14 protein-coding genes are annotated in these 13,612 nt (G+C 65.6%); all 14 read right to left on the reverse strand.

Annotated elements, in window-relative coordinates:
• Positions 1–245: 245 nt before the first annotated feature.
• Positions 246–2,819: a cellulase family glycosylhydrolase gene (locus ACAX61_RS03720; RefSeq protein ID WP_370713470.1), complete on the reverse strand. Its 2,574-nt coding sequence runs from the start codon at positions 2,817–2,819 to the stop codon at positions 246–248.
• On the reverse strand, positions 2,816–3,370 hold the full coding sequence (locus ACAX61_RS03725) for a hypothetical protein (RefSeq protein WP_370713471.1): 555 nt from the start codon (positions 3,368–3,370) through the stop codon (positions 2,816–2,818). The genes ACAX61_RS03720 and ACAX61_RS03725 overlap by 4 nt, the downstream gene beginning before the upstream one ends.
• 165 nt (positions 3,371–3,535) lie before the next feature.
• The gene (locus ACAX61_RS03730) at positions 3,536–6,250 is read right to left on the reverse strand and encodes a phage tail protein (protein WP_370713472.1); all 2,715 of its coding nucleotides are present in this window, start codon (positions 6,248–6,250) and stop codon (positions 3,536–3,538) included.
• A complete protein-coding gene (locus ACAX61_RS03735) occupies positions 6,243–6,662 on the reverse strand; it encodes a DUF6950 family protein (protein WP_370713473.1) in 420 nt (139 codons plus the stop codon). The genes ACAX61_RS03730 and ACAX61_RS03735 overlap by 8 nt, the downstream gene beginning before the upstream one ends.
• A gap of 14 nt (positions 6,663–6,676) precedes the next feature.
• A complete protein-coding gene (locus tag ACAX61_RS03740; RefSeq protein WP_370713474.1) occupies positions 6,677–7,264 on the reverse strand; it encodes a hypothetical protein in 588 nt (195 codons plus the stop codon).
• Positions 7,264–7,857: a hypothetical protein gene (locus ACAX61_RS03745; protein WP_370713475.1), complete on the reverse strand. Its 594-nt coding sequence runs from the start codon at positions 7,855–7,857 to the stop codon at positions 7,264–7,266. The genes ACAX61_RS03740 and ACAX61_RS03745 overlap by 1 nt, the downstream gene beginning before the upstream one ends.
• Positions 7,857–10,985 carry a coiled-coil domain-containing protein gene (locus tag ACAX61_RS03750; RefSeq protein ID WP_370713476.1) on the reverse strand — a complete coding sequence of 1,043 codons (3,129 nt, stop codon included), beginning with the start codon at positions 10,983–10,985 and terminating at the stop codon, positions 7,857–7,859. The genes ACAX61_RS03745 and ACAX61_RS03750 overlap by 1 nt, the downstream gene beginning before the upstream one ends.
• A gap of 11 nt (positions 10,986–10,996) precedes the next feature.
• Positions 10,997–11,119, reverse strand: a complete 123-nt coding sequence (locus ACAX61_RS03755) for a hypothetical protein (RefSeq protein ID WP_370713477.1) — start codon at positions 11,117–11,119, stop codon at positions 10,997–10,999.
• Positions 11,120–11,145: 26 nt separating this feature from the next.
• Positions 11,146–11,541 carry a GTA-gp10 family protein gene (locus tag ACAX61_RS03760; protein WP_370713478.1) on the reverse strand — a complete coding sequence of 132 codons (396 nt, stop codon included), beginning with the start codon at positions 11,539–11,541 and terminating at the stop codon, positions 11,146–11,148.
• On the reverse strand, positions 11,538–11,969 hold the full coding sequence (locus tag ACAX61_RS03765) for a phage tail tube protein (RefSeq protein ID WP_370713479.1): 432 nt from the start codon (positions 11,967–11,969) through the stop codon (positions 11,538–11,540). Before ACAX61_RS03765 ends, ACAX61_RS03760 begins: the two co-directional genes overlap by 4 nt.
• A 24-nt stretch (positions 11,970–11,993) precedes the next feature.
• Complete coding sequence (gene gp17 / locus ACAX61_RS03770; RefSeq protein WP_370713480.1) at positions 11,994–12,389, reverse strand: tail completion protein gp17; 396 nt, start codon at positions 12,387–12,389, stop codon at positions 11,994–11,996.
• Positions 12,389–12,955 (reverse strand): hypothetical protein, encoded by a 567-nt coding sequence (locus ACAX61_RS03775; RefSeq protein ID WP_370713481.1) that lies wholly within the window; start codon positions 12,953–12,955, stop codon positions 12,389–12,391. The genes gp17 and ACAX61_RS03775 overlap by 1 nt, the downstream gene beginning before the upstream one ends.
• A 3-nt stretch (positions 12,956–12,958) precedes the next feature.
• Complete coding sequence (locus ACAX61_RS03780; RefSeq protein WP_528084543.1) at positions 12,959–13,291, reverse strand: phage head closure protein; 333 nt, start codon at positions 13,289–13,291, stop codon at positions 12,959–12,961.
• On the reverse strand, positions 13,288–13,608 hold the full coding sequence (locus ACAX61_RS03785; protein ID WP_370713483.1) for a head-tail connector protein: 321 nt from the start codon (positions 13,606–13,608) through the stop codon (positions 13,288–13,290). Before ACAX61_RS03785 ends, ACAX61_RS03780 begins: the two co-directional genes overlap by 4 nt.
• Between the last annotated feature and the right edge of the window lie 4 nt (positions 13,609–13,612).

A 13,612-nucleotide genomic window follows, 5' to 3' on the forward strand; every position in this document is an offset into this window, starting at 1 on the left:
ATGGGGATCGGCAGTCCGGCGATCACGACAGACGCGGCGGCTCGGATTGCGCGCGGCGATCTGGAACCCGCGCCGCGGAATCGGGGGTGCCTCATAGTCAGGATCCTTCAGTTTGCGATGGAGCGGTTGGCGGGACCAGGCCCGCGATGACGGGCGAAGCGGCACCGCTGCTTTGCTGACGCACGCGCGGGTTCGCCGTCCCCGCCGCAGTGCGGGTTCGTGGATGCCTTGCCATCTTGAAGCTCCTATTGATCGGCCAGAAACGGGATCAGCATCTGCATGCAGCCGGTATCGACCGGGTTGTAATAGTCGGCCGGGTCGAGCCGGAAGATGTAGGTCCTGTTCCAGAACCGTCCGGCGCCCCAGGTCGTCCAGCCCAGCCAGACGTCCCGGTTGTCGCTCATATACTGGTAGGCAGCGGTCACGACCGGGCCGCACGCGGCCTGCCCCTCGATCGCCGGGTCGCCGCCCGCCAGCTCGCCCATGAACAGGCGGAAGCCATTCGCCCGCGCCCATTCGGTGATCGCCACCAGCCTGGTCTGCGCGCCCGCCTCGCAGGTGCCCTTGGTGCCGCTGGCATCGTCGTCGAAATAGGTGTGCGGCTCGAAGGCGAAATTGTCGGCCGGGTCGTAGAAGCTGGCATAGGCCGCGCCCTGCCCGTTGCTGACCCAGCTGCGCGCCGCCGAATATTCGGCGCCCGACATGAAGATCTTGTTGAGCGCAGGGGTCCGCGCGCGGATCGCGTTGACGACGGCATGATGCGTGTCGCCCACCCGCACCGGCGTCTGCTTGCTGCCGTTCGGTTCGTTCATGATGCCGAACCACACCCTGGGGTTGTCGGCATAGTGATCGGCAAGCTTGACCCAGAGGTCGGTCAGCATCGCGATTGGCGTGTCGGGATTGTCATAGGCGATCTTGCCGCCCCCGCCCTCCTGGAACGAATACGACATGTAGTTGTGGCAGTCGATCAGCGCGATGCCGCCCAGCACCTGCGTCCAGTACCAGAGCTGTTCGTCGAGGCGGCGCATGTCCTGCCGGTTCGGCGTCGTCCACGATCCCGTGCCGCCGCCACCGAATAGCGGACCGAAGGGCACGGGCTGGATGCGCTCCCATTTGAACGGCACGCGGATGATCCGCACGCCCCGGCTCCAGTGATAGTCCATCTCGCGGTGCTTGCGCGGCTCGGGATGTTCAGGCTCGGAATTGTAGACGTAGTGCGTACCGTAGACGCTCGGCTCTCCGTTGGGCCAGGTCGAGCCGCCGGCGGCGCTGCCAAGGTTCACGCCGACGATGAAGTCCGGATCGGCCGGAAGCACTGGCGGCGTCAGGTAGACGCAGGCGTCGGCGATAACCAGATAAGACGGGCCGATAGGGTCTGTTATCCGCAGGGTGTGCTTCCCGGCACCGGCGTGGGGAACCGTGAACGTCACGGCGCTATCGGATCGGTCAGCGGCTTGGGCATAAAGCCGGCCAGCCTCGTAACTGACCCCCGCCCCCGCGTGGCATGCGGCGGCAAGCGCAGCGTCGAAACCCGGCGGCGGGTTCACCGATTCCAGCGCGACGCTGTCGCCCACGGCGCCGGTCGGCCCCTGAATGGTGTAAGTGATCTGCGACCCGTCGCTGACCGCGCGCAGTTCCCAGAAGCGCGGCGGCACGTCGCGCACCTCGACCCCCGCGGTCGTGTTCGACGTCTGCGTCGTGCGAAACTCGCGCCAGCGCTCGGTATCGGTCGGCACAACACCGATGCTGCTGCTGTCATCGGTGTAGATGTAGCGGCCGCCGTCGACCAGATAGGTGACCCAGTCGCCCCGCCGGTAGATTGTACTGTCGTTCCAGTCGCCACGGCTCCGGATGCTGTCGAACTCGGCTGCGTCGCCCTCGGCCAGGATCTGCGCGATGAAGATGATCTGGCGCGTGCTTTCCTCGGTCGCGTTGCTGTCGACCGTCATCACCATCGTCACCGGATTGGCGTCGTCATAGGCTTCGGTGAAGGTGATCGTGCCGCCGTTATACCAGGCGGTCGGGTCGTTCGGGTCGAAGCCCGGCACATCGATCTCGCAGCCGACCAGCGGCGCGGCGTTGCCGATCGCGGTGCGGAAGCGCGGTGTCGTGATGTCGCGGCCGCCGTCGGTCGCGGCATAGATCTTGACCGCCGTGCCGGGCAGGATGTTCGTGGTGTTGATCGTCAGGCGGAAGCTGTCGCCCTCGAAGAGCGAGTTGACCGCAGCCAGCCCGTCGACGGACGTTAGATTTTGTCGCAACGTCGGCATCCCTACGGGCCGCTGCGACGTATCTTGTACGCGCACTAGGTTGCCGCCAACGAAGCGCGAGTTCGTGCCGTTGAAGGCGCGATCCTCGGGCGTGTCGCCCAGCGTCTCCATCAGGATCTGCATTTCGCGGTAGCCGGGCGTGCCATCCGGGTTGGTCGCATCGGTGCGACGGTTTCGCCGCGAGCGGTTGCGCAGCACCATCATCTGCCCGGCATAGTCCGGACCAACCTCGATCACCCCGGCGATCGTGCCGATGACGGGCGGGTTGGTCGAACTGCTTGAGCGCTGATAGCTGCAGCCCACCGCCTCGCATGCCTCGGTAAACACGTCATGCCAGCTGCGCTCCCAGTTCCCTGTCGATGCCAGGCTCTTGCCGCCCGCCATCCACTGCTGAATTTTAGACCCGACATTGTAATTCGACACCGACAGGGTCAGCACGACTTCGTCGCCCTCGCTCGTGAGCACTGGCGTCTGGCGCTGATAATTCCAGCGCGGCGGATGTAGTCGAAATGGCTGGTTGGCGGCCATCAACGCCGGGTAGACTGTCACTGCACGACGTTCCCGGACACCAGCATGCGTGACCGAAACGCGCTGTCCCGCGCGATGCATTTGACGCAGGCCTCAGCATTCTCGCCAGCGAGACGGAACGCGTTGCCGAACGATCGCAAAAAGCCGGGTTCACCGGCGCCGTTGGTGCCGATCGTCACGGTAACGCGCGGCCCGCCGGTGCCTTCCTGTATCAATAGCACGCACCAATTTGGTGCGACGTTGCCTGGCACCTGAACGTTGATGTTCGAGGTCGCGCTGACACCAGCGCAGACGATCGTCTTGCCGTTATGCTCCGGTCCCAGGACAATCGTACTACCGCTGGTGAGCGCGATCCGCACCACGTCGAGCGAGCTCATGTCGTAGCGCGACTGCAGCGGCGATGGCACCAGCGTCGTCGTGCCCGGCCCGGTCGGCAACGGATAGCGGCCATCGCCATTCGGTCCGCCGCCGGCGGCGCCGGTCGCCCAAGCCGCCAGCATCGCCACGAAGGCATACATGCGCTCTAGGAAACCCAGCAGCTGGGCCGCGACGTCGTCATTCTCGATCGACATATGATCCTCGCGCGCGTCAGGGCTGAAGGACGGCGCCGGGCCGCGGTTCGGCTAGGTCGACCTCTTGGGCGACCTCACCAGGCTGTAGCTGCGCCGCGACATCCTCATCGTCGGGAAGCGACACACGTCGGGGGTTCTCTCCCCCACTCGTGATGATGTATTCCCTCAACGCTTCTTCTCCTCGATGAAAAAGCCCGAACCGGCCTCGATCCATCCGCCAGAGCTGTTGCCGCCATTGAACGAGATCTTGAGGCGCCATGTGCCAGCGCCGGCAGCGATGCCCTGAAAGCGGCGCATGTACGCGACGGGCAGCCGCAGCGAGTTGACGCCGTTGACCTCGAGCTTGACGCCGGGCCAGAACCACAGCGTGTCCATCACGATTTCGGCGCCGCCCTGCGGCTGATAGGTCACGGTGAAATAACCGGTCCACTCGACCGCCCGCATCCGCAGCTGGGCATCGACCTGCACCCCGGATTCGTCGGTGTCCTTGACGACGTTGATCGCCATGACGGTGACGTCGGAGCCGTAGATGTTCGTAAAGTTCGAACCCAGCTCGACGGCATAATCCTTGCCGATCGCGAACAGGTCGAGCGTTTCGGTAGTGACCGAACTGGCCGCGAAGGTGCCGACCCGGACGGACAGCATCTCGACAGTGCCGTCTGCGCCGATCTGGAACGGCGTGAAGGGCTGGCCACCATTCGGGTTCACGATCCGGAACACGTTGGCGTAGATCACATATTCGCCGATCTCGCCGGACAGCGTGTTGACGGTGCCCGTGATGTTACCGTCAAGATCGAGGATATTGACCGACCGCAGCGTCGCCCCGCTCTGGTCGAACAGGATCTCCTGCATGTTCGTGATGTCGGCCTTCTGGCCATCGACCTCGGCCGTCAGTGCGGTCAGCGATCGCGAGGTGAACCCGGTCCCGGCGATCTCGATCGAATCGGCGTTGAAGATCCAGCCATTATCCTCGCCGTTGCGCGCACCCATGAAGGCGAAGTTCTGAACGAAGACGTTGTTCGCCGCCTCGGATGCCGCCCTCACCTCGCCGATCACGACGCCGACCTGCTTGCCGTCCAGCATGGTGCGCGCATCGATCAGCGCCGTCAGCGCGTCGCCACGCAGGGTCTGATTGAGGATATTCTCGCCGTTCAGATCGGTAAGCCGGTTGATCTCCTCAGCCAGGCGATTGCCGACGGGTGTTCCGTCCGGTGCGCCGACCGTCGCCTTGTCCTGTGGCTTGCCCGGCCCGGTGACGCCGCTCCACAACGCGGTCTCTGCCGCCTCGCCGATCGCGAGGATCAGCGGGTTGTTCGAAGCGTCATAGATCGTGGGCACTGCCGGCACGACCGGCGCGCGGTCGTCATTGTCCCAAGCGTAGATTGCTGCGTTCTCTTCCTCGAGCACCATCTGACACGGATTGCTGCCGGGATCGGTTTCGACGACGCGGAACAGCTTTCGCTCAAAGCTGAGGGGCGCGAACGTCACCGGGACGACATCACCGACATTGTAGCGCCAGGCGGTGATGTCGAACGGCGCGGAGAAGCGACGCGCATACTGCTTGCGCTGCAAAAACTGCTTGATGACGCGCTGCGCCTGGCTTGCGCTTTCAACGACGCCCAGGTCCATCGTCAGAACACGATCGATCCCGTCGAAGCTGGGTAGCGAGACATCGGGATACGGCACCAGCTGGTACAGCGACGCCGGATCGGTGTATCTCCCCCGGATGATGTTGGGCGTTTGCTCCAGCGCAGGGTCGGGGTCCCAGGTGAACGCCCCGATCACGTCGTCCTCGTCCAGCCCTTCGTCAGTCGCCGCAGCCGCCAGGTCGTTGTGCATGATCGCGATCTGCAGCTTTCCGCCGTGATCGCGGAACCGCGCGCTGCATGCCGCCAGCAACGGATCCAGCATGTCTCGCGGGTCCAGCCCCTCCGAGAGGACAGCCGCGCCTTGATAGCGCGGCTCGGTCCCGCCGGCTGATCGGCCGACCGGCTCGTCGCACTGGTTGGCGGCAACCGCAAACGACGGCAGTCCCAAGCGGCGGACAGGCACGCCGCATCCGACCGCCAACCTGCCGTTGATCTTCCATCCGAGCAGCACGCGCAGAACCTGCAACGCCAGATTGTCGCCGATAACCGCCCCGTCGTCGGCAACGAAGCGCCACGTCGACTGATCGTCGGCACGCATCGGTCCCGATCCGCCCGGCACCGTACTGTCGCGCCGTGGATCATAAAGCGGCGCGCCCTTGCCAACGACGGTGACGCGCGTTGGAATGCCGCTGGCAAACGGGCTCTCAGCCTTCTTGCCGTTACCGGTGACCTTGAACTCCCAATGGGAATAGGCGCAGCCAGTGAGCCGGGAAGAGCAGGAATTCCATTTGCCCGACCCAAAGGTGAAGGCGTTCGCGGCGCTGCCTTCCAGCACCACGCGCCGAACCCAGAAATAGCCGATGAACTTGCCCTGCGTTCCGCCCGTCGCCGTCCAGGCAAGCTCATCGTTCAACCAGATCTGGTCAACCGAATGGATGCGGTGGCTCGCGTGCGCCACGATCCACCCACACCGCTCCTGGTCGTTGCCGAACCATTCGAGATACCGGATGTCCGATGCGAGCGCGGTCGAGCCGAGCACTGTCTTGCGGTATGCGCTCACGTCGACGGTGGCGTTCAAGCGATCGACCTGCGACGCTGGCACGTCGGGCATCTTCTGCATCGAAGTGCCAATTGCCTGCAGCGCACCGCCAGCGAGCAGCAGGGTGCCCGCCGAGATGCCGCCGATCGAGGTAGCCAGCGATACGCCGAGACCGACGGCCGCCCCGCCGGTGACGATCGCCAAACCGGCGATTGCGACGACCGCGCCCACAGTCTTCAGGGCCTTAGCCATAGGTGACCCTCCACCCTTGCGGATCGAGCCATGCCCCGCGCTCAAGGCGGATCAGACCTTCGCGCTCGTTCTCGCGGCCCACCGCAATCGCGAAAGCGCCCCAGACGATCGCGACCAGACCACCGGTCATCACCAGATCACCACGCTGGGCAAGATGCGCCGGCACGCGCGCGAACTTCGTGTCGAGCGTGGCTTCCAGCGTGCCCGCGCCATGAAGGCGCAGGGCGCGCGCGGAACCGAGCGCCGTTCGATATCGACCCCGGAACTCGGGCATCGGGTCGACGCCCGTCATCGCCAGCACCGCGCCGGCGCTGAACGTGCAGCAATCGTGGGTGCCCCATTCGAACGCACGCGCGCGAAGGGGTTCGAGATACGCAGCAAGCCGCGCCTCCCAGTCGGGCAAACGATGCATGGTTCGTCCGATCTCTAGCGGGGGTTTCCGGCGCCGTTGGCGATCGCCACTGCCAGCTCGGCCGAGCGGTCGCCCGGATCATAGACCTGCTGGTCCTGATAGGTGCGGTTGGACGCCTGGCTGAAGAAGCCAAGATAGCTCTCGACGTCGAGCGTGATGACTTGGCTCGACCGGTCGCCAACGATGCGCGGCACCGACATATAGCCCGTGTAATAGCACCAGATCGCGCCAATCTGGCCGAGAGTGTCGGGATGCAGCATTGCCTTCCACAGCCGCGCATCCCTGCCGGCATAGTTGGCCTTGTTGCCCAGGTCCGTCATCAGCGCGGCGTCGACACCGGCGAGGCCCGAGAGCGTCAGGGTCACGGTATCGCCGCCACCCTCCTTGGAGCGGATCCGGCCCACCGACACGAACATCGGATCGAGGGCCTGAAAGGTGAAGCCGTCGAGATCCTCGTCGCCGGTACCGGAAATGCTGACATGGGAGGGGGCCGTCGTGACGCGCAGCGGCTCGTCGCCGATGTCGAGAAACGCGAAGTCGACCGGCCGGCGGATGTCGGCCGCCAGCGCGTTCTGGGCGACAAGGTCGGGCCGCGTCGCCATCAGAACGATTCCTCGCAGTCAAAGGCGATGCCGTAATTCTGACCGATGCCGACCTTCCATCCGTTTCGCGGATCGGACATCGACATGACGGCGAACGGCCGGCGCACTTCAAGCGGAGCGCCGTCCGCAGGTGAGAAGCGCAGGTGCGGCTTGAACGCGATCGTGGCGACGCCAGCGGCATCGCTGACCACGTCCGCCATCAGCATCAGCAGCTGCTCGCCCGAGGTAACGAACTGGCCGCGACGTAACACCAGCGTCGATGGTGGCCATCCCGTGGTGATCAGTTCCCGGCCACCTTGCCCGGCACCCAGCACGGAAACCGCAGTGCCGGCCGCGATCTGATCGCGCTCGCACGAGATCAGGCGGAACCGGTTGGCCACCCCGTCGAGGTCGATGACAAAAGCGCGCCACGACAGCGCGGCGTCCTCCCCGCGAATCGGCGGCAGCGCCACCCGGGCATACCAGCGCGGCGCGGCCGACAGCAGGACCGCGCGCCGCCGGCCGGTCCATTCGGATCGGTTGACCTGCGCCGGAACGTCCAGCTGCCAGTCGATGTCGGCGGGGATCGGCTTCGCCGGCATCGTCACCAGCATCAGCCGAACCCTCCGGGCAGGTCCGGTCGGCGAAGGCGCGACATCGTCCGGTTCTCGGCCTCGGCCATGAGCGGATCGGCTGCCGAGGCAATGGTGCGCGCAGCGACGTTTTCAACGCGCGCATCAAACTCCGGTCCGGCGTCAACACGAACGCGCGCATCGACCTCGACACGGTCGCGGCGGCCGCCATAGATCTCGCGCTCGGCGGCGCGCAGGCTCGGCATGCGCGGATTGGCTGCCATCGGGCCAACCAGCCCGCCATCGGCAAATTTCGGCAGCCGATCTTCGTTGATCGCCTGGATCAGCGGCCAGTGATTGCGAACGCCGCGTTCATTGACGATCGCCTCACCGTTGGAAACGCGGATCGGCTTGCGGCCGGCGACCAGCGCCAGGATGCTATCCGAACGCCCGGTACCCGGGCCACGGATCAGGCCATTGTCGACCGATGGAATGCCGCCATTCGCATAGCCGGGCAGATCCGCGACCGCTCCCCCATCTGCCAGACCGAAAAAGCCTGTACCCAGCGTCGAGATCAGCGCCTTTCGAATTGCCAGGCGCGCGAGATCCGCGATCACGCTGTTGACCAGGTCGCCATAGGCGCCCTTCAGCTTCAGCACATTGGCAATCTCGCGCGAGCCGGCATCTTCGAGCGCACGGAAGCCGTCAGCAGCCACGCCTTTCAGCGCCTCGTTCATGTCGGCCGTCGTCTCGATCAGATCACGGCCGTAGCGCTGCAACGGGTCGCCCTGCTCCTGATCGAGGATCGCACGACGACGCGCATATTCGCCCCCGAGACCATCGAGCTGACGCTGAAGGCCGGCCCTGCGCTCGGGATCATTCTCGTTGGCGATCCGGTTACGGAGCGCTGCCTCGACCTGCTTCTGCTCGAGCTCGAGAAGCTGGCGCGCTATTGCGCGGCGCTCTTCGGCCGTCTTTGCGAGCTCGCCGTCGAGGCGCAACAGCCCGACGCGATCGGCCAGCGCGCTTTGATCGATCTCGAACCGACGATTGATCAGCGCGAGATCTTCGCGGCGGCGGATCGCCAGCTGCTCGTTGATCGAGTTCTCCAGCGCGACCATCTTGACGGCATCCGCCTGCGCCTGCGTCCACCGGCCAAGGGCAACACCCTTCTGCGCGGCCTGCTCGACATCGCGACGGGCAAGCTCGACCTGCTGCACATCGAGATCGGCGGCTTCCTCGATCGTCACCACGCGGCTGCGGGCGATATCCAGTTGCCGGTGCTGCACGCCGTCCAGCAGCTGCTGATAGGCGTCCGCATCGTTGACGCGCTTGCGCTCGGCGGCTTCAGCTTCGTTTTGGGCCCGGGCCGCTGCGCGATCATTGCCGGCACCTGCGCGCGCGAACTCGACATGGAAAACCCGCTGCGACGGCTCGTTCAGGATTTTGCGAAGGCGCACGCCCTCCTGGGCAAAGGCCTCGCGGATCGACTTGACGGAGATGCCGGGACCATAGGCCACATCGATCGCGTCATAGGCGCCGCCCGGCTCGTGTGCGCTGGTACCAGGGCGGGCCACCGGGCCGCGATGGCGCCCTGCCTGCGCATCGGCGTAAATCTGCGCCTGCCGCTCCGTGGAACGGACGCCACTGGTGACACGTCCACCGATCGTTCCGACGATGCGCGTCGCATCAGCTACCGTCACTTCGCGGCCAAACTGGCGGTTTGCGCGCGAGCTCGACCGGCTTGCGCTTTCGCGCTCGCGCTGCGCCTTCAGATCGGCCTCGCGGTTCTTCTCGATCGCCGCCAGCTGCTGGGTCAGCGCCGCCGTTACTTCGTCGCCTGCGCGCGCGGACTTCCGTGCGGCCGCCTCTGCACGGCGAGCCTGCTCATCGTAACTGCGGTTGATCTGAGAGATCGGGTCAGCAATGCGTTTGGCCGCCTCCTCGGCGAGCTCGACGCGCGATTCCTGATACTGCCGTTCGGCACGCTCCGCTTGCTCGTTGGCCCTGCCCAGCAGCGCTTGCAATCCCTTGACGTTTTCGTCGCGCACCCGACGCGCGGCGGCAGCTGCGCGCGGGTCCGTATTGGCAAAGTTGCTGTCGTCGAGCGCCTGCTTTGCGGCAATCGCGTCTTCGAGGCGCGCCTTGGTTGCTTCGCGAATAGAAACCGCCTCGGCGAACTTCACGCGAGCAGCAATGTTGGCGCGCTCCGCCGCCGATCGTTCGCTTTCGGCCGACTGGTCGAGTGCCTTTTGCTGATCGTTAAGCGCTGCGGTGACCCCGTCGACCGACTTCGCGAAGATCTCCTTCGCCCGCGCGGATACCGTGGCCTCTGCGGCATCCTTTTTCAGGGCATCGACGCCCTTCTGAAGCGCGTCATTGCCCTCCAGCAGCTTGCCGACAAACGGGCTCAACGCGACCACCGCGGACGTGATCGCAAGGCCCCATCGACCGCTGAGGAATTGCAGGACCTTATTGCCCTCGCCGCCGATCAGCTGCAGCGCCTGGATCACCTGCGCGGACTGCGCGGCGAAAATCTGGCTCGCCGATGCGCCCAGCGCATATTGGGTTGAAATATCGCCCAGCTGATAGCTGAGCTGCTGATAGCCGGCGCGCTGCTCGCCGGAGATGACGATCGCGCGCCGCTGCGCGGCGCCGGTCGTACCGAGTTGGCGTTCGATGCCCGACAGGATGCTGGCCTGGTCGCGCAGCTCTTGCGCCATACGCTCGGCCTCGATCGCCGCCGTCGATGCGGCAACCGCATAGGCACGGGTCTCGGCCGACGCACCACCCTCGGCTACGTCGGCGCGCGAAGCGGCCTCGGCGACCTCCCGCAGCGCGGCCGCCCGCATCGTCGCCGCCTCCGCCGCCTGGCGCGCTGAATTGGCATCCAGGATCGAAATCGCCGATGTCGCATCCGTGCTCGATGCGGCTGCCGCCGCGTCTCGGATCCGCTTGAACGATTCGACATAGGCCTGCTCGGTGCGTCGAATGTCTGGCACGGCGGCGCTGCCGATTTCCCCGAACTTCTTCTCGACCTGCTCGAGCACGTTGATGGCAGTACCGCCGAACTCGTTGAGCACCGTCTTGCCAGCGGCGGTCGCGGTGCGCAGATCGGTGACGTCCCCGCGGATCGACAGGAACAGGTCCTGGCGGTTGGATCGCGCCATCGCCTACCTCCTCACCGCGCCGCAGCGCGCTTGTTCGCCTCGATCCGCGCTTCGATCAGCGCCCAGATCTCGTGCGACGTGGACGCCCAATACTGGTCTGCCGACCAGCCAAAGGCCTCCATCATCAGTCCCATCTCGCGACGCCAGCGTTGCGCGTCCTCTACGCCGTCGTCGCCTTCGCTTCCCCCGACGCGGTGCGCCCCCCGAGCGCCGCATCGCAAAGCGCAGCAGTGAGGCGTGCCGTCGTGCTGACCACACTTGCTTCGAAGATCAGGTCGGCGAGCTTGTCGGGATCGACGCGGCGCGTCATCTCGTCTTCGGCCCCAGCGCGGATCAGCTGACAGGCGATGATGCCGAGATGATCAGAGGTCAGTTCGCCGGCGTTACCCAGGCGAACCAACGCCAGCAGCGACAATCCGGTTTGGCTCTCGCAAGCGCGTATCGCCTGGCGCGACGGCCGGAGGCGATAGGTGACCCCCGCCAGGGTGAGCTCATGCTCACCCCGGTCAGGATTGGCCGGCGGCTGAGCCGCCGACGTCGTCGCCGCGTCCTTCACGCGCCGGTAGCGCCAAGATCGTCGACGATCGGCGCGCCGATGTTGGACAGGTCACAGCTGAAGGTCACCGGCCCCTGCTGCGGCGCTTCGCTCGAGAAGTTGCCGACGCCGACCTTGCCGTGGAACTTGACGATCGAGCCCTTCTTGATCTGGACGTTGATCTCCGGCGGCGCAGCCTTCGACGCGGCGAACAGCTTGGCAAACGCCGGGTCGGGAAGCTTCAGGTTGCCCGAAACGCTGATCGTGATCCGCTGCAGACCATAGCTACCCGAGCCGTAGGTGCCCGAATCCTTGTCCGAAAGATCGATTTCCGCCGAGCTGCGGCGGAAGCTGTGCGACGTTTCGCCGCCGATCGCGGTGAAGGTCTCGTTTTCAGCCTCACCGTTGCCGATGCAAACGCGCCAATCCTTGCCATATTCACTGGCCATCGTGATTCTCCATTTGGCCGCCAATCAGGCGGGTTCGACTTCCATTTCGAAGTGCTGGACAGCGGCGTGGGTGACGCCGTCGCTCGCCGCGTCGCTGATCTGGCCGGCGACCTCGGCGAGTTGCTGGATCACGACGCCACCGTCCTCGATCGACTGATCGTGAAGCGCTGCTCGGTTTGCGCCGACCATCGCGACCAGCTCGGCCCGGTCCTCGCCGCGGTAAAGGGTGATGACCTCGATCGTGACGCGGATCGTGTCGTCGAACTTGGCATCGCTCGCCTGCCACTCAATCTCGCCGATCTTGCGGAACGGCGGCTGCGTATCTTGCGGCAGGTGGTCGAAGACCGGGCCGCCGACCATCTGCTCTAGGCGCACATAGATGGCCGATCGCGCGCCCTCGATCAGGTTGATCGGATCCATCAGCTGCCCCATCCGCGAGCCATCAGGCCCGCCCAGAACGCCGCCAGGCGCTGTTGGTAATCATGTTCGGGTCGATCAACCCGCACGAACGGTCGCGCTGACAGCGCGCTCACGCGCATCTTGTATGGACTGCCGATCGGCGTGCCCTTGTTCGGGCCACGACGCCGAAGCCGCGCGACCGGCGCGGTGTCATAGGTGACCGTGCGCGCGGTGGTCCGGCCGTTGCCGCGAACCCGGCGCTTCGCTCCGCGAGTGACCACGACGGTTTGCGCCCGACGACCGAACTCGACGAACCGGCCATAAAAGGCGTGGCCGATCCGGCGGCCTGCGCCCCGCCCATTCTTGCCCAACAATCCGACGCGCGCGCGCAGCCGCTCGATCTGCAACTGGACGGTCAACGCGCCACGAAGCAGGCCCGTATCCTTGGCGACATCACGCCTTTGGGCAGCGAGCACATCGCGCGCGATCAGCCCAACCTCGACGCCCATCTGCTCCTTCGCAGCGGTGGGCAGGAAGTCGAGCCGGGCGTTCGCTTCCGCGAGCCCGCGCACCGATCGCATGTCCATCGCTCAGGCTCCGGTCGCGGCAACGGTACCGGCGACGATGACCAGGTCGCGGCGGCGTCCATCGATATCGTCGGCCAATCTGATATTCAGGATCCTGCCATCGTCGAGACGGATCTGATCCTTCGGCGTGATGTCTCCGCGCCAGACGATCGTGATGCGATAGACCGCGATGCCTTGAAGGACATGGTCGACCAAGCTCTCCCGGCCGGTCAGTGCAACAACGTGCGCCCGGACGGTCGCAACGTCCTGCCAACCGGTCGTGAAGCCGCCCTTGCCCGTGGGCTGCTTCGTCTGGCGGAGCAGCGTCACGCGGCTTCGTCGTTTGCCTGCCCTCACGACGCGATGTCCTCGCTGCCGTCATCCCATCGCCGAAGAAGATCGGTGATCCAGGTCAGCGACATCGGAACCTCGGCGGGAAGCGAGCGGGCCTCTGTCGTCGCGCCCTCGCGGTTTTCGTACCAAGTGCCAATCGTCAGCAGGACCGCTTGATCGGCGAGCGCGCCGTCGTCCGCATCCAGTTCGGCTATCGGCTGCCTGATGGTCAGGCCAACCGCGCGCTGTGCGGCCGAAAGCAGCACCTGCAGGTACGTCTCCTCGACCGTCTCGCCCTCGAGGTTCAGGTGCTCTTTCACCATTTCGAGCGTGACGGTCACCGGA

It is taken from the genome of Sphingomonas sp. IW22 (assembly GCF_041321155.1).
In the GTDB taxonomy this organism is placed as follows: Bacteria; Pseudomonadota; Alphaproteobacteria; order Sphingomonadales; family Sphingomonadaceae; genus Sphingomonas.

What these genes read in the sequence shown, in the direction of transcription:
- ACAX61_RS03725 (WP_370713471.1), bottom strand. Translation starts at nt 3,370, where the DNA reads ATGTCGATCGAGAATGACGACGTCGCGGCCCAGCTGCTGGGTTTCCTA.
- ACAX61_RS03730 (WP_370713472.1), bottom strand. Translation starts at nt 6,250, where the DNA reads ATGGCTAAGGCCCTGAAGACTGTGGGCGCGGTCGTCGCAATCGCCGGT.
- ACAX61_RS03735 (WP_370713473.1), bottom strand. Translation starts at nt 6,662, where the DNA reads ATGCATCGTTTGCCCGACTGGGAGGCGCGGCTTGCTGCGTATCTCGAA.
- ACAX61_RS03740 (WP_370713474.1), bottom strand. Translation starts at nt 7,264, where the DNA reads ATGGCGACGCGGCCCGACCTTGTCGCCCAGAACGCGCTGGCGGCCGAC.
- ACAX61_RS03745 (WP_370713475.1), bottom strand. Translation starts at nt 7,857, where the DNA reads ATGCTGGTGACGATGCCGGCGAAGCCGATCCCCGCCGACATCGACTGG.
- ACAX61_RS03750 (WP_370713476.1), bottom strand. Translation starts at nt 10,985, where the DNA reads ATGGCGCGATCCAACCGCCAGGACCTGTTCCTGTCGATCCGCGGGGAC.
- ACAX61_RS03755 (WP_370713477.1), bottom strand. Translation starts at nt 11,119, where the DNA reads ATGGGACTGATGATGGAGGCCTTTGGCTGGTCGGCAGACCAGTATTGG.
- ACAX61_RS03765 (WP_370713479.1), bottom strand. Translation starts at nt 11,969, where the DNA reads ATGGCCAGTGAATATGGCAAGGATTGGCGCGTTTGCATCGGCAACGGT.
- gp17 (WP_370713480.1), bottom strand. Translation starts at nt 12,389, where the DNA reads ATGGATCCGATCAACCTGATCGAGGGCGCGCGATCGGCCATCTATGTG.
- ACAX61_RS03775 (WP_370713481.1), bottom strand. Translation starts at nt 12,955, where the DNA reads ATGGACATGCGATCGGTGCGCGGGCTCGCGGAAGCGAACGCCCGGCTC.